Origin of the sequence: Peptoniphilus hominis (ex Hitch et al. 2025), assembly GCF_040096015.1 — a bacterium.
GTDB lineage: Bacteria > Bacillota > Clostridia > Tissierellales > Peptoniphilaceae > Peptoniphilus_A > Peptoniphilus_A hominis.
Map to the genome: position 1 here is coordinate 1 of NZ_JBBMFO010000007.1, position 24,962 is coordinate 24,962.

A 24,962-nucleotide genomic window follows, 5' to 3' on the forward strand; every position below is an offset into this window, starting at 1 on the left:
TCGTTATTAACATTTTACACGAAGTTAGTATGAGTTTTTATTTTTTATTTGTGTCGCATTTAATTTTACAACTTATCATTAAAAAAAATTATGAAATTTTTTCATAGATATAATATTTTTAACTCTTCGATTTTTAGAAAATTTTTATTTCATTAAAGTAATTTTAAATATAATAAGTTCTAAACAAAAAAAAGACAGCCTAAAAGCTGTCTTAAAATATTTATTTACTTTCACCATTAAGTGTTCTATAACTAATCCAACCATTTCCTATATTACACCAAGTTCTTCCATCGGCTCTTCTAGTGTCATATACATAAACTGGATCGCCCTTGAAGAGGCTAAATTCAACTCCATAAGAAAATCCTGGTCCACTTCTTACATTGGCTCTGCCTGAAGTTACAAATTGATAAGTGCCAATTAAGTTTGATGCCTCTGCATTTTTTAATTTTGCAATTTGCTCTTCTAATTCGTCAGCCCTTGCCTTTTCCTTTAAGGCTTCACTTTCCTCTTCTGCCTTCTTTTCACTGTCTAACTTTTGAGAATTTATGTCCTCTAACATTTTTTTGAAGTCAGCATTTTCTGGGTCCACTGCCAAATAAGAGTTGAGCCTCTTAATTGCACCCTCATAATTATTGCTACTCGTTAGCTGTGAAATTTCAGCCTTAATTGCAGAATAGTTTTTCTCTATAAGGGATTCCTTCTTTTCTTTTAATTCATCGTCGTCACTTTCTAAGTCCTTTAAATAAGCAAGAGAGGCCTCATAGTCTCTGCCTTCAAACTTTTGATTGGCCTTGTTAAAGGTATCTTTGGCTTCAAGGTTCTTGTCGATTTTATTTATTTCATCTAAGTATTTTTTGTCAGAAGATTTTTCGTAAAGCTGGCTAAATTTTTCTCTAGCTTCCTTATAGTTCTTGGCTTCTAAATTTGCCCTTGCAGAACTTTCCAATTTGTTAAATTTATATTTCCCAAAGCCAAAATTAAATAAGAGAGAAAAGGCTATTAAGCCAAGGATTACAAATCCAAAGACTAGACCCTTTTGCTTTGTTCCCATGGAATCATCTTTAAAGGAATTGTTTTTTATGATTTTTTCTTCGTCTTCATAGTCGTAATCTCTGTTTATTTTTTGAGTCTTGGAAAAATCCATGTCCTCCCTCAAAGGCTGACCACATTCCATACAAAATAGGGCGCCCTCTGCATTTTCTTTTCCGCAATTCTTACATCTCATTTATAAGCCTCCTCACTATTTTTTATTTTTGTTTTTATTAGAAATATCTCTTCGAAAAATTTTTAGCTTGTGAATAATTTCTTCGTCGAGAGCAGTAACCTTCTCTTCCTTTAACTTTTTTGCAACATGAGAAACTTTATTTTTTGAATTTAGGACTTCAGCTTCAAGTTCTCTTGCAGAAATTCTCGTGCCTCCCCGAGACAAGATAATTTGCTGCTCAATGTTGTCACTTGTTGCCACCCGCACATTGGTAAGCTTTCCTATTTCGTCAAGTTGCCTCTCAATGTAGTGGTCTGCCGTCTCAAACTCCTTTGTAAAGATTATGTCGATTCCATCTCTGTGATAATTCTTGCCGCCAGATTTTTTCACCAAGTAGGCATCGAAGACAAGTATTATGTGCTCTTTAGTGCTGTGAGAAAATTCAATCATAGTATCTATGAGTTCATTTCTTGCATCTTCAAGAGAAATGTTTTTTAATTTTATTAAATTTTGCCAAGAATTTATAATATTGTATCCATCTACAAAGAGATAGTTCACATCTCTTCTATACCTACTTCTTTGTCTCTTCATTTTAAAAAACTATCTAAAAATTTCGTACATTACTATTGCAGCTGCAACTGAGGCATTAAGGGAATCAAAGTCAGAAAAATTTGGAATAGTTATGATCTTGTCGGAGTTTTTCAAAACATTCTTTGAAACTCCCTTGCCTTCGTTGCCAATAATTACTGCAACTTTGCCAGAGAAGTCACACTTTCTTATGTCTTCTCCTTCAAGGTCTGTGGCATAAATCCAAAATCCAGCTTCCTTTAATTTTTCTATTGCCTGAGAAATATTTGTAACCTTTGACACATCAATGTCGTAAATTGCACCAGCAGAGGACTTTACAACTGTGTCGTTAACAGTAGCTGCCCTCCTATTTGGAAAAATAATTCCATCTACGCCAAAAAAGTTTGAACTTCTTGCTATAGCACCAAAATTGTGGGGGTCTTCAATTTTATCTAAGATAAAAATTTTCGCATCTTCCTTGTCCCTTAGTTTATTTATAAGATCTTCAAGTTCAATGTATTCAAAGTCACTTACAAGAGCCACAACTGCTTGGTGGTTTTTTGTGCCAGCAAGTTCTTCCAACTTTTCATTGTCGCTAGTAACTGCGGGAACTTTTGCATCTCTCGCCATACCAATAATTTTTTTTATGGAACCTGTGGCATTTTTTCCCACATAAATTTTTTCTACTTCTTCATTTTTTAGGGCCTCAATAACTGGGCCCCTTCCATATATATATTTCATTTTAGATTTTTAAACTTCTCTCTAATTTCTGCTGCCTTGCCACAAGTCATCTTGCCTTCTGGGCATGGACCTGTCACGCAAGCTGGACCTTCGTCTCTAAATAAAAGTGGTGCAACTTCCTTAACTTCTCTTAGCATTTCAGTTGCAAGTTCTCTTATTTCCCATTGAGCCCTTTCGCAACATCTCACTGTGAAGAAATGTTGAAGAGTTCTAACATTCATTGTGACAACAATTTTTGTCTCGCAGGCATTAGGGAAGACATATCTTGCATCTTCTATGGACATTTTTTCCACTGCCTTTTTTGCCTTTTCTTCTTCCATTCCACTTTCTATTAGAGGTCTTGCATTTTCCCTTACAAGAATTTCTACTAATTTGTCGTAATCTTCTTGGTCTCTTCTCATAGCTTCAAGGAAAACTTTCTTTGCTTCCTCATTTTTTTCGATTTGAGGTGGAATAATGTATTCAAAGCTGTCAAGTTTTACATATCTTTGTGATTGTTGTGAGTAAGAGGCAATTCTGTGTCTCACAAGTTGATGAGTAAGTGTCCTAGAAACACCTTCAATGGCAAAGGTAAAGCTCACATGCTCAAGAGGTGAAAGGTGGGAAAAGGACATAAGTCTATTTAAAAACTTTTCTGTGGATTCTTCTGTCAGATTCTCTGTGATTTCTTCAACACCAACTCTTGAATAGCAAAGTTTTGCAGCTGCAGCAATGGTCTTATCTGGATCCATTGTGTGTGAAATAATTTTTACCTTCATCTGATCATCTCCTTAAATATTTCTCTAATTCTATTATACCTTTTCAAAAGATAGAGGTAGCCAAAGAGAGCCTCCACTCCCGTTGCAATCCTATAGTCAATGGGATCTGCGTTTTTGGGAACTGTGTGGGACTTGGCATTTCTCCCTCTCTTAAAAATTTTAATCTCTTCCTCTGTAAGATTTTCTTCTATTTTTTCAAAAAGTTCTCTCTGGGATTTTGCACGGACAAATCTTATGCTTTCTCTGTGAAGCTTGTTGGGATTTTTCCTTACATCTAAAATTTCACTTCTAACTAAAATTTCAAAGCAAGCATCACCTATGTAGGCAAGGGCAAGGGGGCTAAGCTCCCTAACCTCTCTTTCGCTATAATTTTTAACTTCTAAAAAATTTAAATTCTCTTCCAAGTTGTTCCACTTCTCGTATCTTCTATTTCAATGCCCATTTCCTTAAGCTTGTCTCTGATTTCGTCAGCCTTGGCAAAGTCCTTGTTCTTTCTTGCGGCATTTCTTTCAGCAATAAGACCTTCTATGTCTTCAGAAATTTCTTCTCTTTCACCTTCCATGATGCCAAGAACTCTTGTAAGTTTCTTTAAAAGTTCAAGAGTTTTTTCTAACATCTCCTTGGAATTACTTTCATCAAGGTTTAAGTTTATGTCCTTAACTAAGTCAAAGATTGCAGTAATAGCATCAGCTGTATTTAAGTCGTCATCCATGGCATTTTCAAACTTTTCAATGTGCCTGTCAAAAGACTTATATAATTTTTCTTCTTCATCAGTGATTTTATCTAGGCTAGACTTTTCTATTGCATCTTCAAGCTTATACTTTGCATTGTAAAGTCTCTTGCTGGAATTTTTAGTTTGTTCCATTACTTCTCTTGAAAAATTAATTGGTGAACGGTACTGAGTAGTCAAAAGGAAAAATCTTAAGACTTCAAGGTCAAATTCATCTGCAATTTCTCTTACAGTAAAGAAGTTACCCTTGGACTTAGACATTTTTTCGTTGTCAACAGTTATCATGCCATTGTGGAGCCAATAATTTGCAAAGGGAACTCCATTGCAAGCTTCTGATTGTGCAATTTCATTTTCGTGGTGAGGGAATTGTAAGTCTTCGCCACCAGTGTGAATATCTATGTTATCGCCGATTAATGTCTTTGCCATTACAGAACATTCAATGTGCCAGCCAGGTCTGCCTTCTCCCCAAGGTGCTTGCCAGAAAGGCTCCCCTTCCTTTTTGTTTTTCCAAAGGGCAAAGTCACTTGGATTCTTTTTGTTGTCGTTTATGTCAACTCTGTGGCCAGAAATTAAATCTTCAATGTTCTTCTTAGAAAGCTTGCCGTAGTCCTTGGCATAATTAATGTCAAAGTAAACATCGCCATTGGAAACATAGGCAGCGCCCTTGTCTATCAAAGTCTTGATAAAAGAAATAATTTCATCAATGTGCTCTGTTGCTCTAGGGTTTAGGGTTTCATAATCGTAAAGGTGAAGGCCATTGGCATCTTGTTTAAACTCCTTGATGTATCTTTCAGCAATGTCAGAAACCTGTACGCCTTCATCATTAGCCTTATTTATCATCTTGTCGTCAATGTCAGTGAAGTTTACAACAAATTTCACCTTCATTCCCTTGTAAGTAAAATATCTTCTTAGGGTATCGAAGACAACAAGGGGTCTCGCATTGCCAACATGTATAAAGTTATAGACAGTTGGACCACAATTGTAAATCCCAACTTCTCCCTCTTTAATTGGCACAAAATCTTCCTTTGTTCTACTTAGAGTATTGTATAATTTCATAAATCCTCCTATAAAAAAACGCCTCCTGTGAGACGATTATATACCTTTGAAAAATTTTTCGTAGTAATCAAGTCCTATAAAAGTTTTGTCTTCCACCATTTTTCTTATCTTATTTGGATCTGCAAGGTCAACGTCCATGACTTCTTCCTCTTGCAGTTTAATCTCATCAAGAGAAATATTTTTGCGAACTAGAAAAATATAAAAAATTGTATTTTTTTCTGTGATGATCCTCTTTAAATGAAGCTCTTCTTCACTGATGTCGACGCCAAGTTCTTCCTTGAACTCGCGAACCATGCCTTCCTTTGGCGTCTCTCTTGAAATAACAGAACCACCAGCAGAACAGTACCACATGCCAGCAAAGGATTTTTTATCGAGAGCCCTTCTTTGGATTATAAAATTTCCGTCATCTCGCAAAATCCATCCTTCTACAATAATATGGTATTCATCATTTTTTAGACGCTCGCCCTTTCTTATGGCGCGCCTCTTCCATTTTCCCTTTTTATCATATACATCCCAATATTCCACGACAAAACTCCTTATAGTTATTTTACACCATTTATCAAGTTTTTAAAAGATTAAGAAGACTTTATTTAAGTAAAATATTATCCATAAAAAAATGCTGAGAAAAATTTAAGCCTAACAATTTTTATCAGTTGAAAATATTTTTCCATAAAAATTTTTTTAAGCAATAAAAAACTCTTCGCTGCAAAATTTAACAGCAAAGAGTTTAATTTTCCTTTAGCGACCACCACCGCCGCCTCCGCCGAAGGATCCACCTCCACCTCCAACAGAAGTTGCGCCACCAAAGCCTGCACTATTAAAGCCAGTTGCAGCTTGGTAAGAGCTATTGATGTCCTTTGAAAACTTTCTTGAAGTCATTATGTGAGTGTTGTAAAGGGCATAATTATTAATATAAGCCGGGTAAGCTGATGCTCCTCTTGCAAATTCTTCATCGAGGAAAAATATTGATGAGTAGATTAAAAAGTCCTGCCACTTTTCAAATTCAACTTCATCAGTAACTTGATCTCCATAATCTTTCAAATAATTTTTGAATTTTATGAGATTTTCCCAAAGTTCTTTTCCCTTTTCAGTTACCCTAAGTTCTGTTCCTCTTTTCTTGGAGAATAAAAACTTCTTTTCATAGGTGTAATTTTCTAAATATCCTCCAGCCTTTAGGGCTTCAATGGACTTATCTTCAAATTCATCGTAATAATTTTCCATGTCGTCCTTGTTTGCCTTTACATATTTTTTGAAGTCCTTGGCTGTCATATAGTCCTTGCCATTTTCTTCATTGGCTGCAGCAATCATGTCAAAAAGTTCTTCTTCAAGGGGACCCATGTCCTTTGGTCTAGAAATAATTTTTATTTTATTTTTAGAAAAAATTTCATCATCTTCAATAAATTCAATGGCACCATCAAGGCTCCACTTTAAGATAAAGGAGTTGATATAATTTCCCGCTAAGTCACTTATTACCAAAGAAGACTTACTGATGAAAAATGCCAAATCTTCAAGAGGACCATGGTAGGGCAAGTCCTTGTAATATTCTCCCTTTAAGTCCTTTATACTAGCAAGTTCCTTTTTATTTTCAATTCTCTTCTTGCTAAAGCCAAGGGCAATTAAGCGCCCTACAAAATAAATCACGCCAAGTACAGCTAAGCCAACTATGACAAGACTTGTCTTTGCCACATTTGACATTGGCTTTTGGTAAGCTTCCCCTTCTCTACTTTCCCATTCAGTGCCTTTTGCTGCCTGGTTGGCATAGTCCTGAAAGTCCTTGTCAATTTTATAGGCAGTGTTAAAGTATCCCTTTGGAAATTTTAGCATAACTGTTGCATAGTCAACATAGCCTGATGAAGTCATGAGGATTTCTCCATCAACATTGTGGATTTCACCTTCCATGCCAAAGCCCCACATTTTTACATCCTTAAAGGGTTCGAATCCCCTAATTTTTATTTGCACGCTTTTAGGTTTTGGGTCAAAGTTTTCTCCCACGAATTTAAAGAACAACATATCGCTGTCATTTAAACCCACTACAAGTGGATTTATCTTGTAGGACAAGTTATAAGTGTTGTCACCAAACTCACTGATGCCCCAAGTTAGTTCCACTCCGTTATCCTTGTCGATCCTTCCATAGTGGTATGCCTTGTCCTCAAAACTTGCATCAATATTCCAGGGCATGAGCTCTGTAAAATCTCTTCCAAGAGCATTAACAGAAAAATCTTCAATTTTAATTCCCTGCAAATTGTTTATGGCTTTATATCTCTCTGTGTAATCTTCATTGTCTTCGTCAATTTTCCAAACTTCCTTTACCTCTCCTATTCCATTTTTATCTATAGTCACATCAAGATTCATTTCTTTAAAATCTTCTGCAAATACAAAAGCTGGCATGAAGAAAAGCAAAAGTGTCAAAGCAAAAATTTTTCTAAATTTCATAAAAACCTCCCAATTTTTTTATACCCAAAATAATTATTTCAGTAAAAAATAAATTTTTCAAGAAAATTTTATTTTTTCAAAAATTTTTTATTGCAAGAAAAAGAAGTTGCCATAATGACAACTTCTCAAAGTATTTTATAATTCTTTTAAATATTTATTTAATAATTTGTAGGAAGCTTCTTCATCTACAGTAGAGATCAGTCCAGCTGATGATAAAATATAATTTTTATCTAAATAATATTTTATCTTCCTATTGATTAAATATTTATCGTCTAAATCCTCTATTGCTGAGAGAATTTTTTTCGGCTCATTAGAATTAATAAGCGATCCACCAGTTCCGATAAACATTTCAGCCGGTCTCAAATCTTTTCCGTATTGTTCGTAAATCGTCCTAGTCGGAGTTTTAATTTTTTTTATGTGACCTATATGTCTCATAAGTGAAGTGTGAGTAGCAATATAGCAAAGGACATTGTCAAAGAATAAATCCTCGTCATTGTCTGGAATATAATTTGTGTGATTGAAACGATACTCCGTCTTTTCCCTTGCATCCTTTATGCCAAATTTTAGGAAGGGTTCTTCACCTACTGACTCGTAAAGAGCAGTGGCTGAATACCTCATGCCCATGTCGCCTTCCACAGTTCTCTTTTCAAAGGGCTCATCAATGGGAGGTGAAATTACATTTTCTTCTCCATAATAAGTTTTGCCAATGGAATGGATGTCTGTAGTTGCTCCACCAATATCCACAGATAAAATAACTTTATCTAAATGTTTTGCATAGACAGACATTGCCTTTTGAACTGCAACGGGCGTTGGCAAAAGAATTTCAAAATCCTTACTCAATAAATCAATTCCCTTAGCGTGAGCAATTGTCCTTATAAAAAGGTCGCCAATTGTCTTTCTAAGCGGTCTATAATTTATAGTGTTAGTAGTTGGCATGACATTTTCTGTGAAGTCACAAGGAACTTTATTTTTTTCAAAAATTTCTCTTATTTCTTCATGAGTGTCAATGTTACCTGCCACAACAACAGGAGTCTTAAGACCACCCTTAGCAAGTTTTTTTGCATTGAAGATGATATTATCTTTGTTGCCGTGGTCAGTCCCACCACATAGTACTATAATATCGGCACCAGAATTTTTTATTTCATCTACTTGCTCATCTGTGAGTTCATAGGAATATACCTTTAAAATTCTGGCACCAGAAGATAGTGACGCCAGCCTTGCAGCGTCAGTAGTAAGATTCTTTGAAAAACCTATTGCTACAACTTTTAGTCCTCCTGATGCTGAAGAGCAACCTAAAACTTTGTCATATTTGACATCAGTAACTTCCCTTAATTTTTTATAGGCATTGTTAAAGCCTTCTCTAACATCAGTTTCTACAGTGGTGTAACTTGATGCACTGCCTAGAATTTCATTTTTGTCAGTATCCACTAAATTAAGTTTAGTATAAGTTGACCCAACATCGACTAAAAGGTAAATCATGCTAATTTTTCATCTACAACTTTCATAATTTCAGCGTGATTTTTTTCTACAATTTTTCTTGTAGCAGCCATTTTATCTTCAAGTTCATGTCTGTAGTCTTGGTCTTTAAGTGAGTTTAGGTTGATGATTACATTTAAGAAAGCACCATTAACTGCAGCTTCAATATTTAATAGAGCAACTGCAACATCAGTGATGGCATTTGAATTTCCCTTTTCAGCAAGTTCCCTTGCAAAGTCATAAAGTTCTGTAACCTTCATACCAAGTCCAAGAGGTACTTCAATTGCATTTCTGTAACCTTCTTGAATTTTTTCAGATCTGATTTTCTTTTCTTCTTCAGTTTCCTTTGGAAGTTGCATAGCATCCATAACTCCGTTAAAAGAGTTAGCGTCCTTGTCAATTCCATCAACAAAATCTTTTTTATATTTTACAAGTTCAGCATGGATTTCTTCCATTCTTTCAGAAACATCCATATATTTTTTCTTGCCAATAGTTAGTGCTGCAACCATTGCAAGAAGTGAAGCAGCCATTGATGCGTTAAGTGCAGCAATAGATCCGCCACCTGGTGCTGGTGAATTTGAAGCAGTTTCGTCTGCGAATTCTACTATAGTTAAATCTTTAAGCATTTTTCCTCCTAGAATAATCCAGTGATAACTCCGTTGTTGTCAATATCCATCTTGTTGGCAGCTGGTACCTTTGGAAGTCCAGGCATTACCATGATGTTTGAAGTTTGAACAACAATAAATCCTGCTCCTGCAGAAACTCTTACATCTTGAATTTCGATGTCAAAGTCAGTAGGTGCTCCCATTACTTTTTGGTCGTCAGTAAAGGAGAATTGTGTCTTAGCAACACAGATAGGAAGTTTGTCAAGACCCATTTCTTCAAGTTTCTTAACTTGATTCATTGCAGCCTTAGTGAAGTTAGCCTTTCTACCTCTGTAAATTTCAGTAACAATAGTGTTAACTTTGTTTACTATGCTGTCATTTTCGTCGTAAAGTGGTTTGAAGTTGGATTTTTCTTCGTCGATTAGTTCAACAACTTGTTTAGCTAAATCTTCTGCACCTTCGCCACCCTTTGCGAAACATTCACAAAGTGAAATTCTTACGCCAAGTTCTGCACAAAGTTCTTGTAATTTTGCAATTTCAGCTTCAGTATCATCAGCAAATCTGTTGATAGCAATAATAGCTGGAACGCCAAATTTCTTAATATTTTCAACGTGACGTCTTAAGTTAGCAAATCCTTTTTCAAGAGCTTCAACATTTTCAGTCTTTAGTTCTTTTTTATCTACTCCACCGTGCATCTTAAGAGCTTTAATAGTAGCAACAATTACTACAGCATCTGGAGATAGACCAGCTTTTCTACATTTAATGTCCATGAATTTTTCTGCACCAAGGTCAGCACCGAAACCTGCTTCTGTAACAGCGTAATCGCTAGTGTTAAGTGCAAGTTTTGTAGCTAAGATTGAGTTACATCCATGAGCAATATTTGCAAAAGGTCCACCGTGAATAAATGCTGGTGTATTTTCAAGTGTTTGTACCATATTTGGTTTAAGTGCATCTTTAAGAAGCATTGCAACTGCACCTTGGATTTCAAGATCAGCAACAGTTACAGGTTCTCCATCAAGATTATATCCAATAATCATTCTAGCAAGTCTATTCTTTAAATCTTCAATGTTTTCAGAAAGACAAAGAACTGCCATGATTTCAGATGCAACAGTAATCATGAAGTGGTCTTCTCTAGGGAAACCATCAGCTTTTTTACCAAGAGAGATAACAACATTTCTTAAAGATCTGTCATTCATATCGATAACTCTCTTCCAAGTAATTTGTCTACAGTCAATTCTTAGAGCATTTCCTTGATGAATGTGGTTGTCAATACAAGCTGAAATAAGGTTATTTGCAGCTGTCATTGCGTGAAGGTCTCCAGTGAAGTGAAGATTAATATCTTCCATTGGAACTACTTGTGAGTATCCGCCACCTGCAGCTCCACCCTTAACACCAAAAACTGGTCCAAGAGATGGTTCACGAAGTGCTACTGCAGATTTTTTGCCAATTCTATTAAGACCTTGAGTAAGTCCAATAGAAACTGTAGATTTACCTTCACCTGCTGGTGTAGGGCTAATTGCAGAAACTAAAATTAGTTTTCCGTATTCGTTGTTTTCATCAATTCTTTTAATTGCGTCCCAAGAAATTTTTGCCTTATACTTGCCGTATTGTTCAAGATCGTCTTTTTCAAGACCGATTTTAGCAGCAACTTCTTCAATAGGAAGCATTGTAGCTTCATCAGCTATTTGTATATCTGTTTTAAATGCCATATATTTAATTACTCCTCAATTAATAATGTTTCAAGAACTTGTTCTGATTTTAAGCCTTCGATTTGCATATAATAAGCTGCTGAATCTACTAGGGCTTGAAGTGGAAGAAGTCCAATAAGTTCAGTATTTACAACTGTAACGCCATATCTCTTAGCTTCTGATTTAATCATTTCAAGAGCTTGGTAAATTGCAGTTTTTTCAAAGTTTACAAGGTTCATTGATACTTGAGTTTGACCTTTTTCTTCAAGTTCAAGACCAATAGCCTTAACAAATCTAAGTCCTCCACCAATGTGACGAACTTTCTTTGCAATTGTATCAGCAACAGTTAAGTCGCTTGTGTTTAGGTTAACATTAAATGCAATAAGGTGGAATCTTGCTGCAACAGCAGTAGCTCCTGATTTAACATTCATTTCTTGAGGACCAAAATCTGGTTTCCATTCAGGTTCCTTGATTTTGTCGAAGAATCCTTCATATTGTCCTTTTCTTACTTTTGCAAGATTCTTTCTATCTGGAGTGGAAGCTGCATCTTCATATAGATAAACAGGAATTCCCATATCACCAATTGCTTTACCAACTTTTTTAGCATATTCAACACATTCTTCAGTAGTACATTCAGTTACTGGAACGAAAGGTACAACGTCAACAGCTCCCATTCTTGGGTGAGCTCCCTTGTGTTTTGACATATCGATTATTTCAGAAGCAACTTTTACAGATTCAATAACTGCATCAATAACAGCTTCTGGTTCACCAATTACTTCAACAACAAGTCTGTTGTGGTCAGCGTCTGGTTGATAATCGATTAATTTAATGTTTTCTTTTGCTCTAAAGCATTCTGTGATTTGTTCAACTTTCTTTAGGTCCCTACCTTCAGAATAGTTTGGGATACACATTACTCTTTTCAATTAATTTCCTCCTATAGGTTATCTAATACTTTTTTCTTACCGATATATTATATAATATTTAAACTAAATATTAAAGTTCTACTACTTTTTCAACTTCTTCAAGAAGTTTTCCGCTTGTAATTAATTCTTGAGCTTTTTCAAGTTCAACATAAATTTCAATCTTCTTATCTTCTTCGATAAATGCAACTTGATTTCTAATTACATCGTGAGCAACTTTTGTACCTTTACCAAGTTCATATTTGTTGTCTTCCATTTCCATTCTGAAATCAAGGGCTTGAGCAGCTATCATAAGTTCAGTAGTTAAAATTCTTGCAGTGTTCTTAACAACTTCTCTAACTTTTCTTGAAGCCCAGTTACCCATTGATACGAAGTCTTCTTGGTTTTCACAAGATGTTATTGAGTCAACACTTGCTGGGTGAGATAGTGTTTTATTTTCAGATGCTAAAGCAGCTGCAGCATATTGAGTGATCATAAATCCAGAGTTAAGTCCTGGGTGCTTAACTAGGAAAGAAGGCATTCCAGAAAGTGTAGTGTTAACCATTCTTTCAATTCTTCTTTCAGAAACATTACCTAGTTCAGAAACTGCAATTGCTAAGAAGTCAAATGGTTGAGCCATTAATTCTCCGTGGAAGTTACCACCAGAAATTACCTTACCATCGTGAGTGATGATTGGGTTATCAGTTGCTGAGTTAAGTTCGATTTCAACTTTTTCTTTAACATATTCAAGAGTATCCTTAGAAGCTCCGTGAATTTGTGGCATACATCTGAATGTATAAGCATCTTGAACTCTAAGTTCAGCAGTGTGAGTTACATAAGTTGAACCTTCAAGAATATTTCTTAAGTTTTCAGCAGTCTTAAGTGATCCTGCGTGTGGTCTAATTGTGTGAAGTTCTTCCCAGAATGCGTCGATGATTCCTCTTGAAGATTCACAAGCCATAGCTCCTGCGATATCAGCGATCTTAGAAAGTTGAAGTGCATCATATAGTGCAAGTGCTCCAGTTGCAGTAAGAACTGTAGTACCGTTAATTAGTGCAAGACCTTCTTTAGCTGCAAGTGCAATTGGTTTAAGTCCTGCTTTTTCCATGGCTTCTTTTCCTGGAAGAAGTTCGCCTTCATAGTAAGCTTTTCCAAGACCAAGCATTGGAAGAACCATATGTGCAAGTGGTGCTAAGTCTCCAGATGCTCCAAGAGATCCCTTTTCTGGAATAAATGGAACAACATTTCTATTTAACATTTCAAGAAGTAATTCAATAGTAGAAAGTCTGATTCCAGAAACTCCCTTTAATAATGAGTTAATTCTAATAAGCATAACTGCTCTTGTTTCGTCTTCAGGAAGTGGGTTGCCAAATCCAGAAGCGTGAGTTCTAATGATGTTTTCTTGAAGTTGAGCTGAATCTTCTTTAGAAATTGAAACTCTTGATAGAGAACCAAATCCAGTGTTGATTCCATAAACTACTCTTTCTTCTTCAACGATTTCTTCAACATATTCTCTTGATTTGTTTACATCAGCAATAGCCTTTTCGTCGATTACTGCCTTTACATGGTTTCTAGTAACTTCTACTAATTCTTCTAGTGTTAGATCATTACCTGTTAATACTACTTTGTTCATAATTGTACTCCCTTTCCTTTAATTGATTACATTTTACTTACTAATTCAAAAGAAAATATAAAGATGAAAAATTATGTCATCCTTTGAAAAGTAGTAACTATAAAAATTTACCAGCACTTGCTAAACTTTAATTGTTTGCAAATGTTTTCTACAATGATTCTATTCCAAATATAAATTATTGTCAATAATTTTCAATAAAATTAAACTCTTTTACTAAAAAAAGTACAATATTTTATCTCTTTTTTTTAGTAATTTGATTCTTGATTTTTGTGTTTTAAACAAAACTTAGTCTACATGATTAGTAATCCTTCCTTTTTATAAAAAATTATTATAAAAACTTTTAAAAAAATTATATCATTTATATTAATCTATGTATTTTTGCATCTTTGTATCTTAGAAAAAATATTTCCAATAAAAAATGACTTAGTCCCCTAAGTCATAAAATTCATCTTAATCTTTTTTTATTAATCCATAAACAATAAGTCCTACGGAAAGAATAAAGGCAATTATTAAAGTGCTGTCATCTTTAAGGTAATTAATTAAATTATTTTGATAAGACGATGTCATCTTCAGATCAAAAAGTGGCATGAAGTGTAAAAATATTATTAATAAAACAGTCAAGACCACGCCACTTATAATATACTTGTCTCTAGATTTCATTTATTTGCTCCTTTCTTACTATTAAATATCCTCCAACAACTTTTTTTGCGCTGCCCTTTCTTATCTCTCCGTTCTTACTAAGAATTTTAAAGTAATAAGAATTAATTTCAGGGTAAAGGCTGGCAGTGGCAAAAGTTTTTCCTTCAACTTTTATATCAAGATCTAAATCAATTAAAATCTCTCTTTTTACATCAAAAGCCAAGGCATTGGAAATTATTTTTTCATCTATAGGCAGGTCTGCCATATAATCATTTTTAAATTTTTTCTCTCCAAGTTTTATAGTGACTTCTTCATCTTCCTTGTTGTCGCATATTGACTGATAATAGTCTCCACTAAACTCTACTACATTTTTAACTTCTGAAATATCTTCAATTATATAGCCTTCTTTATTTTTTACTTCTTGCTTAATATAAGCTTCATCTTCAAAAAATTTTATGTGTTTTATTTCTGAAATTTCGGAGCCTAGACTTTCTTCAATTTGTTTTTTCTCTTCATCAGATAGATCTTCTATTTCGAAGTTTTTCTTGTCCTCACTTTTTTCCCCACTGTAATTTTTTTGATCTTCACTTGAAATTACCTGGTCCTTGTTGTGTGAATTATAGGTCCTAAGTCCAGCATAGATGAAAAGCAAAAATATTATGGCAAGAAAAATAATTATCTTCTTCACTGATGACTTCATCAAACACTCTCCTTAAGAGGATTATATCATCTGAAAAAAAATTTTTCCATGTAAAAAACTGCAAGAAAAAATGACTTAGTCGCCTAAGTCATCTCTATCTAATATTTACAAAAATTATTTAAAGCACCTTTGCTAAAAAGTTTTGTGTTCTTTCATTCTTCGGATTGCCGAAGACTTCTTCTGGACTTCCCTCTTCTACAATATAGCCGCCGTCCATGAATAAAATTCTGTCGCCAACTTCTCTTGCAAAGCCCATTTCGTGAGTTACAACAACCATTGTCATGCCTTCCTTGGCAAGGTCCTTCATTATATCTAAAACTTCTCCTACCATTTCTGGGTCAAGGGCAGATGTTGGTTCGTCAAAGAGCATTACCTTTGGATTCATGGCAAGGGCTCTCGCTATGGCAATTCTTTGCTTTTGTCCGCCCGATAAGGACTTTGGATAGGAATCTCTCTTGTCTGGGAGACCCACTCTTTCTAAAAGTTCCATTGCCTTTTTTTCTGCCTGATCTTTTTCCATTTTCTTCACAAGAGTTGGTGCAAGAGTAATGTTATCTATTATATTTAAGTTGTTGAAGAGATTAAAGGACTGAAATACCATGCCCATTTCCTCACGAACTTTATTTATGTCAATGTCCTTTGAAGTTATCTCTTCATCATCTACAAAAATTTTGCCACTTGTTGGCTCTTCTAAAAGGTTTAAGCACCTTAAAAAAGTTGATTTACCTGAACCTGATGGTCCAATGACAACTACTACTTCTCCGTCTTTTATTTCTTGATTTATTCCCTTTAGGACTTCAAGTTCTCCAAAGGATTTAGTCAAATTTTCTACCTTAATCATTTGCAAGTCTCCTTTCTAGAAGTCCCAAAGCCTTTGAAAGGCTAAAGGTCATAATGAAATAAATTACAGCTACAAATATGAAGGGTTTTACTAGTTGATAAGTACCTGAAGAAATAGTTTTTCCGGCATACATGAGTTCTCCAACTCCAACTGTATAGGTGATGGAAGATTCCTTTATAAGTGTAATAAATTCATTTACAAGGGCAGGAAGTATATTTTTTATTGCTTGTGGCATTATTACCTTTGCCATGGCTTGCTTTTTGTTAAGTCCAAGAGATCTTGCTGCTTCCATTTGTCCAGGATCAACTGATGCAATACCTGACCTTATAATTTCTGCAACATAGGCTGCTGAGTTAAGACTTATTGAAAGTGCACACAAAAACATTGGGGCAGTCAAAAGTGTAAATTGTTCTGGTATTATTTTTTTTAGTCCAAAATAAACAATCATTATTTGCACAAGCATTGGTGTACCTCTCACCACTTCGATGTAAATATTTGAAAGTATATTTAGTAATTTTATTTTTGATGTCTTCATTAGAGCAAGTAAAAGTCCAAGGGTAAAACCTAAAAGGACTCCAATTATTGAAAGCTCAATAGTGGTCAAGGCTCCATTTAAATAGGTTGGAAGATATTTACTTGCGAAGGCAATTTGTCTCGATATGATTCCCATATTATTCCTTTCTAAATTATCTAATTTACAAAATAAAAATTCCCCACATAAAGTAGGGAATATTTAATTACTAATTGTTAGCTTCTTTGTTAGATAGTTCAATATACTCATCAAACCATTTTTCAACTTGGCCTGAATCTTTTAATCCTTTAACAACTTCATTAACAGCTCCTGTTAAATCGTCATTTCCCTTTTTAATTGCTACTGCAAATCCACTTTCATCTGGGATTCCTAAATTGTCTATGATAACAAGCCCATCAGTTATTGATGCAAATTGCTTTGCTGGAAGTTCTGATAGGAAAGCTGCATCAATGGATTTGTTCTTTAATTGCTCAATGATTACATTGTTAAGATCAAATCCCTTGCACTTATCTCCAAACTTTTCAGTTGCAAACTTTTGTTGAAGTGAACCAAGTTGTGTACCAATAATTTTTCCTTCAAGGTCATCAAAAGTTTTATACTTATCTTTATTTTCTTCAGTTACTAGTAGTACTTGTGCTCCCTTTGAATATTCTTCAGAGAAGTCAACTTGTTTCTTTCTTTCTTCGTCAGCACCCATGCCCGCAAGAACCATGTCAACATCGCCTGCATTTAGGGAAGCTAGAAGTCCTTCGAAGGCCATGTTCTTAACTTCAAGTTCAACTCCAAGAGAATCGGCAATTGATTTTGCAATTGCAAGGTCAATACCTGTAAATTCTTCCTTGCCATTTTGGAAGGATGTCCATTCCATTGGTGGGAAGTCTGCTGAAGTTCCAAGAACAATTTTGCCCTTTTCCTTTATAGCGTCAATAGTTGGTCCAGTAGTTGTTATTTCAAACTTAACTGCTTCCTTTGCTTCTTCTTTTTCATCATCTTTTTTCCCACAGCCAAATAAAAATAAGGCTGCCATTCCTATAATTGCAATATTAAAAATCTTCTTTTTCATAATACCCTCCTAGTTCCTTGTAAATAGTATTTCCATGTCTTCTTTAATTTTAAAAAACATTATAACTCAAAACAAATTGAATTTCAACGATTTTTATTACTTTATTTAATTAAAATTCTAAAAGATCTCCTGCTGGAACACTCTCTATAGTCTTTTGGGCTTTTGTCTCTTCTTGCACTTCTGAAGGTTTTTCTTCTACAGGTGCTTTTGCTTCTTCCTTTTTAACTCTTGAGTATTGGTAAACTCCCCAAGATTCAAGTTCATTATCTGTACCTATCCACACTGGTGAACCCACAGACATATTTGGAAATACATAATTTTCCACATCATAATTAAATAGTCTTATGCAGCCGTTGGAATAGTAGCCGCCAATTTGATGAGGCTTAATATTTCCATGAATGCCATATCCACTTGCTCCAGGCAGTCTTAGACCCATCCATCTTTCCCCAAGAGGATTGTTGGGGTCGTCAGCCTTAGCTGGTTTGTACTTTCCATTCATTCCACCCCAAGCAGGGTTTTTGTGCATATTTTGAATTTTTCCCTTTGCAGATGGTGTTGGTGTGGCATTGGTACCTAGTGTCACTGGATACTTGCCAATAGACTGATTTCCCTCATACATAGTAAGAGTTCTTCTTGACTTGTTTACCACTATCCACTTGCCCTTTGTTGGTGGATTTGTCACCATGTCGTAAACTTCATAATTTTCAGTGTGTAGAGCTTCTTTAGTCTTGTCGTTTAGAGTTCCCGTCACTGGCAAATTCATGCGAGCTTGCCATCTTTTGATTTCATCTCTCTTTTCAACGCCGCTTTTATCCATAAAATTATTTTCTCTGACAAAGCCCTTGGCAAAAACAAAATTCGGCAAGAGACTTGCAGCTAAAATAAAAATTCCAAATTTTTTAATTTTCTTCAAATTAATCCTCCAATTTATCCCTTAAAAATTCTCCAGTGTAAGAATTTTTGCACTTAACAATTTCTTCAGGAGTGCCAGTGAAGAGAACCTCTCCTCCACCGTCGCCGCCTTCAGGTCCTAAATCTATTATATAATCGGCACACTTTATGACATCTAGGTTGTGCTCAATAGTAATGACAGTATTGCCTCTATCTACTAACTCTTCCAAAACCTTTATGAGTTTATTTACATCTTCAGAGTGAAGTCCCGTTGTAGGTTCATCTAAAATGTAGAGAGTCCTGCCAGTTGCCCTCTTAGAAAGCTCTGTGGCAAGTTTTATTCTCTGTGCCTCTCCACCTGATAAAAGAGTAGAAGATTGTCCAAGCTTGATGTAGGACAAGCCAACATCTCTTAGGGTTTCAAGCTTTCGCAAAACTCTCTCGTGATTTTGGAAAAAGTCAATTGCCTCTTCCACTGTCATGTCTAGGACATCATAAATATTTTTGCCCTTGTATTTAACTTCAAGAGTTTCACGATTGTATCTCTTGCCATGGCAAACTTCGCAAGGCACATAGACATCAGACAAAAAGTGCATTTCAACCTTTAAAATTCCGTCTCCCTTGCAGGCTTCGCACCTTCCGCCCTTTACATTAAAGGAAAATCTTCCCTTCTTGTAGCCACGCATTTTTGCCTCGTTAGTAGATGCAAATATATCTCTTATTATATCAAAAGCGCCAGTATATGTGGCAGGATTTGATCTTGGAGTCCTTCCAATTGGTGATTGGTCAATGTCCACGATTTTGTCAATATTTTCTAGTCCTTCTACACTTTTGTGCTTGCCAGGTTTTATTCTCGATTTATTTATTTTTTGTGCAAGGCTTTTATATAAAATTTCGTTTACTAGAGAGGACTTGCCTGAACCAGAAACACCAGTTACGCAGATAAAGTCGCCTAAAGGAAATTCTACATCAATATTTTTTAAATTATTTTCACTGGCTCCTATGACCTTTATTGACTTGCCATTGGACTTTCTTCTCTCCTTGGGAACTTCAATTTTCTTTCTGCCACTTAAATAGGCACCAGTAATTGACTCTTGAACTTCCATAATTTCTTCAGCAGTCCCCTGTGCAACTATTCTTCCCCCATTTACACCAGCAAGGGGTCCAATGTCAACAATTTGGTCAGCTGCAAACATGGTATCCTCGTCATGTTCTACAACGATTAGTGTGTTTCCTATGTCCGTTAAATTTCTTAGGGATTCCAAAAGCTTTGCATTGTCCCTTTGGTGAAGTCCTATGCTGGGCTCGTCTAGTACATAAATCACGCCCACAAGTTGTGAGCCAATTTGTGTTGCAAGTCTAATTCTCTGTGCTTCTCCACCAGAAAGGGTTCCCGCCATTCTTGATAGAGAAAGGTACTCTAAACCTACATTTACCAAAAATTCAAGACGAGATTTTATTTCCTTTAAAAGTTCTTCAGCTATAATCATTTCATTTTTTGTTAACTCTAAATTTTTGAAAAATTCCAAAGCCTTATCTATGGAAAGCTCTGTCAGCTCAAAAATATTTAGGCCGCCAACTTTTATGGCAAGAGAAGAATCTTTAAGCCTTGAACCGTGACATTTTGGACAGGGAACTTCTTCCATAAACTCGTCAATTTTATCAAGCATTCTGTCGGAGCTGGACTCAGTATATCTTCTCTTTAAATTTTTTAAAATTCCCTCAAAGCCACCAGAGTATTTTTTTTCTCCAGAGAAGAAGGAATTGAAAGAAAAGCTCAATTTGCCCTTGTAACCATTAAATATTGCCTCCATAAATTCTTCTGGTGCATTTTTTATTGGCTCTTTTGTGCTAAAGTTAAATTTCTTTGCAATTTCAGAAATTATTTCATAATAATAAGTTCCCTTAGAATTTGAGTAACAGGCAATGGCTCCCTGGTCTATGGAAAGGTCTTTGTTGGGAATTACTAAGTCCCTGGAAACTTCCTTGGAGAAGCCTAGTCCCTTACACTCATGGCAGGCACCAAGAGGTGAGTTAAAGGAAAAGGATCTTGGCGTAACTTCTTCTATTATAATATTGCAGTGAGGGCAGGCAAATTTTGTTGAAAATATTAAATCTTCACCATCAAGAACATTTACCTTGGCAATACCATCACTTAAATTTGTTGCAATTTCAAGAGAGTCAGCCAATCTTGATTCAATTTTTTCCTTTACAATAATTCTGTCAACGACAATATCTATATCGTGATTTTTATTTTTATCAAGCTCAAAGTCTTCAGAAATGTCATGCATCTCTCCGTCAACAAAAACTCTTAAAAAGCCTTCTTTTTTTATCTTTTCAAAAATCTTTTTGTGTTGACCCTTCCTGTGCCTTACCACTGGAGAAAGTATTTGGATTCTAGTTCTCTCTTCCAGTTTCATAACTTCATCAACCATTTGGTCAATTGTGTAGGAAGAGATTTCCTTGCCACATTCAGGGCAAAAGGCATGACCAACTCTTGCATATAAGAGTCTTAGGTAGTCATAAATTTCTGTAACTGTGCCTACAGTTGACCTCGGATTTTTTGATGTAGTCTTTTGGTCAATGGAAATTGAGGGACTCATTCCTTCAATATAGTCCACCTCTGGTTTATCCATTTGTCCCAAAAATTGTCTGGCATAGGAAGACAAACTCTCAACATATCTCCTTTGACCTTCGGCATAAATTGTGTCAAAGGCAAGGGAAGACTTTCCTGAACCAGATAATCCAGTGAAAACTACAAATTTATTTCTTGGGATTTTTAAATCAACATTTTTTAAGTTGTTGACTCTGGCTCCCTTTACTATTATTTCATCTTTCAATTTAACACCTCTTTATAAAAGGGCAGATTTTTTCTTCTCTCTTAAGTCCTTTATCTTATCTCTAATTTCAGCAGCCCTTTCAAAGTCAAGTTCCTCTGCTGCCCTGTACATTTCAGGTTTTAGAGCATCAATCATTTCATTTATTTCATCTTTTGTAAATTCATTATCTGTATCTACAAGTTCTTTAAAGTCAAGGCTATCTTCTGCAGCAATGGCAGTGTTAATAACTTCACGCACACCCTTAACTATTGTCTTTGGAGTGATGCCATGCTCTTTATTGTAGGCTTCTTGAATCTTTCTTCTCCTAGAAGTTTCATCAAGGGCAACTTGCATTGACGGAGTTATTGTATCGGCATACATTATAACCTTTCCCTCGGCATTTCTAGCAGCACGACCTGCCGTTTGTATAAGTGATGTCACAGAACGAAGGAAGCCTTCCTTGTCTGCATCAAGTATGCAAACTCTAGAAACTTCTGGAAGGTCAAGCCCTTCTCTCAAAAGGTTAATGCCAACGAGGACATCTACCTCTCCAAGACGCAAGTCTCTTATAATTTTCATTCTCTCCAAGGTATCCACATCGGAGTGCATGTAGGTTATTTTATACCCAATTTCCTTTAAATGTCTTGATAAATCTTCAGACATTCTCTTAGTAAGAGTTGTGATTAAAACTCTTTCCCCTCTATCAATAGCTCCATTTATTTCATTTATTATGTCGTCAATTTGATTTTTTATTGGTCTAACTTCTATTATTGGGTCCAGAAGTCCCGTAGGCCTAATAATTTGCTCAACTTGTTGCTCTGTATGCTCAAGTTCATAGGGACCTGGCGTTGCAGAAACATAGACGCATTGGTTCATCATCTCTTCAAACTCATTAAACCTAAGAGGTCTGTTGTCAAGGGCAGAAGGAAGTCTAAATCCATATTCAACTAAGGTTTCCTTACGAGATCTGTCGCCGTTAAACATTCCCCTAATTTGTGGAATTGTCTGGTGAGATTCATCTATTATAGTTAGAAAATCCTTAGGAAAATAATCTATTAAGGTGTAGGGTCTTGAACCTGGCGCCCTGCCAGATAAGTGTCTGGAATAATTTTCTATGCCAGAGCAAAAGCCCATCTCAGAAAGCATTTCTAAATCATATCTAGTCCTTTGCTCCAACCTTTGTGCTTCCAAAAGTTTTTCTTGGTCCTTTAAGACCTTTAATCTCTCTTCAAGTTCTTCTTCTATTGTCACTATTGCCCTCTTCACCTTTTCTTCTGAAGTTGCAAAGTGAGATGCCGGCGTAATGTAGGCGTGATTTAGGTAGTGCAGAACCTCCCCAGTTAAGGCATTTACTTCTGTAATTCTATCTATTTCGTCGCCAAAAAATTCAACTCTAATGGAATTTTCAGAAGAAGATGCAGGAAAAATTTCCAAAATATCTCCACGAACCCTAAAAGTTCCACGCTTAAATTCATAATCGTTTCTAACATATTGAATGTCCACAAGTTTACTCATGACATCATTTCTATCCTTAATCATGCCTGGTCTTAGTGAAATGGCAAGTTGTTCATAGTCAATTGGATCTCCCAAGCCATAGATGCAAGAAACTGATGCAACAATTATTACATCCTTTCTCTCAAAAAGAGCCATAGTTGCAGAGTGACGAAGCTTATCTATTTCATCATTTATAGAAGAATCCTTCTCAATAAAAGTGTCAGTGCCAGGCACATAGGCCTCTGGTTGATAATAATCATAGTAGGATACAAAAAATTCCACTGCATTTTCTGGGAAAAATTCCTTTAACTCAGAGCAAAGTTGGTAGGCAAGAGTCTTGTTGTGGGCAATTACAAGAGTTGGCTTTTGCACTCTCTCTATTACATTTGCCATGGTAAAGGTCTTGCCTGAGCCTGTTACACCTAAAAGATTTTGGTGCTTGTAGCCTTTTTTTATGCCTTCAGCTAACTTATCAATTGCCTGAGGTTGGTCGCCAGTAGGCTTGTAGTCTGAATGAATTTTAAATTTCACTTAATCACCTTCTAAAAAGCAAAAATATTGGAGTCAGTCCTCTTTTCTGTTCCGCCAATATATACATCATCTTTCTTCAAAATAACTTGTCCACGACCCATGTTTTTAAAATCACTTATTACATTGACATGGTGACCAAGTTTCTTTAGACCATCAATTATATCATCATCAAAGTCACACTCAAGGTCAATGTTTTTGTCGCCAGTCCACATAAGTCTCGGTGCATCAAGAGCAGCCTGTGGGTTTAAATTAAAGTCAAGCATATTCATGAGGACCTGGACATGAGCTTGTGGCTGCATAAAGGCTCCCATTATGCCAAAGGCTCCAAAGACCTCACCCTTCTTTGTCATAAAACCAGGGATAATTGTGTGGTAGGGAAGCTTTCCACCTGCAAGAGAATTTGCCAGTCCTTCTTCAAAATAAAAGTTTTCAACTCTGTTGTTAAGAGCTATTCCAGTCCCTGGCACAACAATTCCTGACCCAAAGCCAGCATAATTTGACTGAATCATGGAAACCATGTTGCCATACTTATCTGCAGTGGCAAAATAAACTGTATCTGAAGATTTTATAGGATAAGACTTTGGCATTTCAGCAAAATCTTTTATGTCAGCCCTTCTCTTTTCAGCATATTCTTCTGACAAAAGCTCTTCAATTTTTATCTTCATTGAATCAGGATCTGCCACAAAAGTCTTTGCATCAGTTAAGGATAATTTTATGGCCTCTATAATTTTGTGCGTAGTTCCTATGTCAGATCTTTCCTTTATTTCCATTTTACTTAAAATATTTAGTGCCATTAAGACAGAAATACCATGGCCGTTAGGCGGTATCTCCCAAATGTCAACGCCCCTATAATTTGTTGAAATTGGATCAACATATTTTGGAGTAAAGTTTTTTAAGTCCTCTTCATTTAAAAATCCGCCAAGTCTTTCTACTTCAGCTGAAATTTTTTCTGCCAGCCTACCCCTATAGAAGGACTCACCCCTAGTGTCACGAATTTCTCTTAGGGTCTCTGCCATGTCTTTGCAGGAAAAAACTTCTCCAGCTCTCGGTGCTCTTCCATCTATTGTAAAAGTTTTGAAAAATTCATCAAATTCTTTTCTATTAAATTTTCTGTATTTTTCTACGCTTTCCCTCCAAAGCTTTGCAATTTGTGGAGTGACTGCAAAACCTTCTTCTGCATAAGAAATTGCAGGCTCAAAAATTTTCTCAAGACTCATTGTGGCAAAGTCCTCATGAACTTTCATGGCGCCTCCAATTAGTCCCGGCGTGTTAATTACATTTACACCACAAGAAGGCATCTTGTCATAACCCTTTTCTTTTAAGGCATCAATGGAAATAGATTTTGGACTTCTTCCACTGGCATTGATGCCATAGAGTTTTCCTTCAAAATAAATGAGAGCAAACATATCTGAACCAAGACCATTGCCCGTCGGTTCAACAACAGGAAGGGTCATAGATACAGCAAGGGCAGCATCAATTGCATTTCCCCCTTCAAGTAAAATTTTTGCTCCAGCACTTGTTGCATAGGGTGAAGAAGTTGCCACCATTCCCTTTTTCCCAAAGATGGTCCTTCTTGTGGAAGGATAGGGATATTTATTGTAATCAAAATTCATTTAATCATCCTCATATTTTATAAAAATTATCACTCAAAGCTTTATCAAC

22 protein-coding genes are annotated in these 24,962 nt (G+C 35.7%); all 22 read right to left on the reverse strand.

All coding sequences use genetic code 11. The features are described from left to right. Nucleotides 1–220: 220 nt before the first annotated feature. Nucleotides 221–1,225, reverse strand: a complete 1,005-nt coding sequence (locus WMO19_RS03540; RefSeq protein WP_349170216.1) for a zinc-ribbon domain-containing protein — start codon at nt 1,223–1,225, stop codon at nt 221–223. A 15-nt stretch (nt 1,226–1,240) separates the two neighbouring features. Next, a complete protein-coding gene (locus WMO19_RS03545; RefSeq protein WP_311565270.1) occupies nt 1,241–1,795 on the reverse strand; it encodes an NYN domain-containing protein in 555 nt (184 codons plus the stop codon). A 9-nt stretch (nt 1,796–1,804) separates the two neighbouring features. Then, nucleotides 1,805–2,512 carry a 23S rRNA (guanosine(2251)-2'-O)-methyltransferase RlmB gene (rlmB, locus tag WMO19_RS03550; protein ID WP_349170217.1) on the reverse strand — a complete coding sequence of 236 codons (708 nt, stop codon included), beginning with the start codon at nt 2,510–2,512 and terminating at the stop codon, nt 1,805–1,807. Continuing rightward, nucleotides 2,509–3,270, reverse strand: a complete 762-nt coding sequence (gene thyX, locus WMO19_RS03555) for an FAD-dependent thymidylate synthase (protein WP_316719328.1) — start codon at nt 3,268–3,270, stop codon at nt 2,509–2,511. The genes rlmB and thyX overlap by 4 nt, the downstream gene beginning before the upstream one ends. Next, the gene (locus WMO19_RS03560) at nt 3,267–3,674 is read right to left on the reverse strand and encodes a Mini-ribonuclease 3 (RefSeq protein WP_349170218.1); all 408 of its coding nucleotides are present in this window, start codon (nt 3,672–3,674) and stop codon (nt 3,267–3,269) included. The genes thyX and WMO19_RS03560 overlap by 4 nt, the downstream gene beginning before the upstream one ends. After that, nucleotides 3,659–5,056, reverse strand: coding sequence for a cysteine--tRNA ligase (gene cysS / locus WMO19_RS03565; RefSeq protein WP_349170219.1), 1,398 nt, complete (start codon nt 5,054–5,056; stop codon nt 3,659–3,661). The genes WMO19_RS03560 and cysS overlap by 16 nt, the downstream gene beginning before the upstream one ends. A 36-nt stretch (nt 5,057–5,092) precedes the next feature. Next, entirely contained in the window at nt 5,093–5,581 is a 489-nt protein-coding gene (locus WMO19_RS03570; protein ID WP_316719324.1) for an NUDIX hydrolase, read from the reverse strand. 213 nt (nt 5,582–5,794) lie between these two features. Then, nucleotides 5,795–7,489 carry a DUF2207 domain-containing protein gene (locus WMO19_RS03575; RefSeq protein WP_349170220.1) on the reverse strand — a complete coding sequence of 565 codons (1,695 nt, stop codon included), beginning with the start codon at nt 7,487–7,489 and terminating at the stop codon, nt 5,795–5,797. 135 nt (nt 7,490–7,624) lie between these two features. Further along, a complete protein-coding gene (gene glmL / locus WMO19_RS03580) occupies nt 7,625–8,968 on the reverse strand; it encodes a methylaspartate mutase accessory protein GlmL (RefSeq protein ID WP_349170221.1) in 1,344 nt (447 codons plus the stop codon). Beyond that, nucleotides 8,965–9,591 carry a cyclodeaminase/cyclohydrolase family protein gene (locus tag WMO19_RS03585; protein ID WP_019124896.1) on the reverse strand — a complete coding sequence of 209 codons (627 nt, stop codon included), beginning with the start codon at nt 9,589–9,591 and terminating at the stop codon, nt 8,965–8,967. Before WMO19_RS03585 ends, glmL begins: the two co-directional genes overlap by 4 nt. 8 nt (nt 9,592–9,599) lie before the next feature. Continuing rightward, nucleotides 9,600–11,279 (reverse strand): formate--tetrahydrofolate ligase, encoded by a 1,680-nt coding sequence (locus WMO19_RS03590; RefSeq protein WP_316719321.1) that lies wholly within the window; start codon nt 11,277–11,279, stop codon nt 9,600–9,602. A gap of 8 nt (nt 11,280–11,287) precedes the next feature. Next, a complete protein-coding gene (gene ftcD, locus WMO19_RS03595; protein WP_311565261.1) occupies nt 11,288–12,181 on the reverse strand; it encodes a glutamate formimidoyltransferase in 894 nt (297 codons plus the stop codon). A 70-nt stretch (nt 12,182–12,251) separates the two neighbouring features. Further along, nucleotides 12,252–13,790, reverse strand: a complete 1,539-nt coding sequence (gene hutH / locus WMO19_RS03600; RefSeq protein ID WP_070612012.1) for a histidine ammonia-lyase — start codon at nt 13,788–13,790, stop codon at nt 12,252–12,254. Nucleotides 13,791–14,240: 450 nt separating this feature from the next. After that, the gene (locus WMO19_RS03605; protein ID WP_349170222.1) at nt 14,241–14,450 is read right to left on the reverse strand and encodes a hypothetical protein; all 210 of its coding nucleotides are present in this window, start codon (nt 14,448–14,450) and stop codon (nt 14,241–14,243) included. Next, on the reverse strand, nt 14,440–15,129 hold the full coding sequence (locus WMO19_RS03610) for a hypothetical protein (RefSeq protein WP_349170223.1): 690 nt from the start codon (nt 15,127–15,129) through the stop codon (nt 14,440–14,442). Before WMO19_RS03610 ends, WMO19_RS03605 begins: the two co-directional genes overlap by 11 nt. A gap of 118 nt (nt 15,130–15,247) precedes the next feature. Continuing rightward, complete coding sequence (locus WMO19_RS03615) at nt 15,248–15,970, reverse strand: amino acid ABC transporter ATP-binding protein (protein WP_288166690.1); 723 nt, start codon at nt 15,968–15,970, stop codon at nt 15,248–15,250. After that, a complete protein-coding gene (locus WMO19_RS03620; RefSeq protein WP_349170224.1) occupies nt 15,963–16,640 on the reverse strand; it encodes an amino acid ABC transporter permease in 678 nt (225 codons plus the stop codon). Before WMO19_RS03620 ends, WMO19_RS03615 begins: the two co-directional genes overlap by 8 nt. Nucleotides 16,641–16,710: 70 nt before the next feature. After that, nucleotides 16,711–17,565, reverse strand: a complete 855-nt coding sequence (locus tag WMO19_RS03625) for a transporter substrate-binding domain-containing protein (RefSeq protein ID WP_349170225.1) — start codon at nt 17,563–17,565, stop codon at nt 16,711–16,713. A gap of 109 nt (nt 17,566–17,674) precedes the next feature. Further along, on the reverse strand, nt 17,675–18,478 hold the full coding sequence (locus WMO19_RS03630; protein WP_349170226.1) for a L,D-transpeptidase family protein: 804 nt from the start codon (nt 18,476–18,478) through the stop codon (nt 17,675–17,677). A gap of 1 nt (nt 18,479) precedes the next feature. Then, nucleotides 18,480–21,296: an excinuclease ABC subunit UvrA gene (gene uvrA, locus WMO19_RS03635; RefSeq protein ID WP_349170227.1), complete on the reverse strand. Its 2,817-nt coding sequence runs from the start codon at nt 21,294–21,296 to the stop codon at nt 18,480–18,482. A gap of 12 nt (nt 21,297–21,308) precedes the next feature. Then, nucleotides 21,309–23,300 (reverse strand): excinuclease ABC subunit UvrB, encoded by a 1,992-nt coding sequence (uvrB, locus tag WMO19_RS03640; RefSeq protein WP_349170228.1) that lies wholly within the window; start codon nt 23,298–23,300, stop codon nt 21,309–21,311. A gap of 11 nt (nt 23,301–23,311) precedes the next feature. After that, nucleotides 23,312–24,913, reverse strand: a complete 1,602-nt coding sequence (locus tag WMO19_RS03645; protein WP_349170229.1) for a gamma-glutamyltransferase family protein — start codon at nt 24,911–24,913, stop codon at nt 23,312–23,314. Between the last annotated feature and the right edge of the window lie 49 nt (nt 24,914–24,962).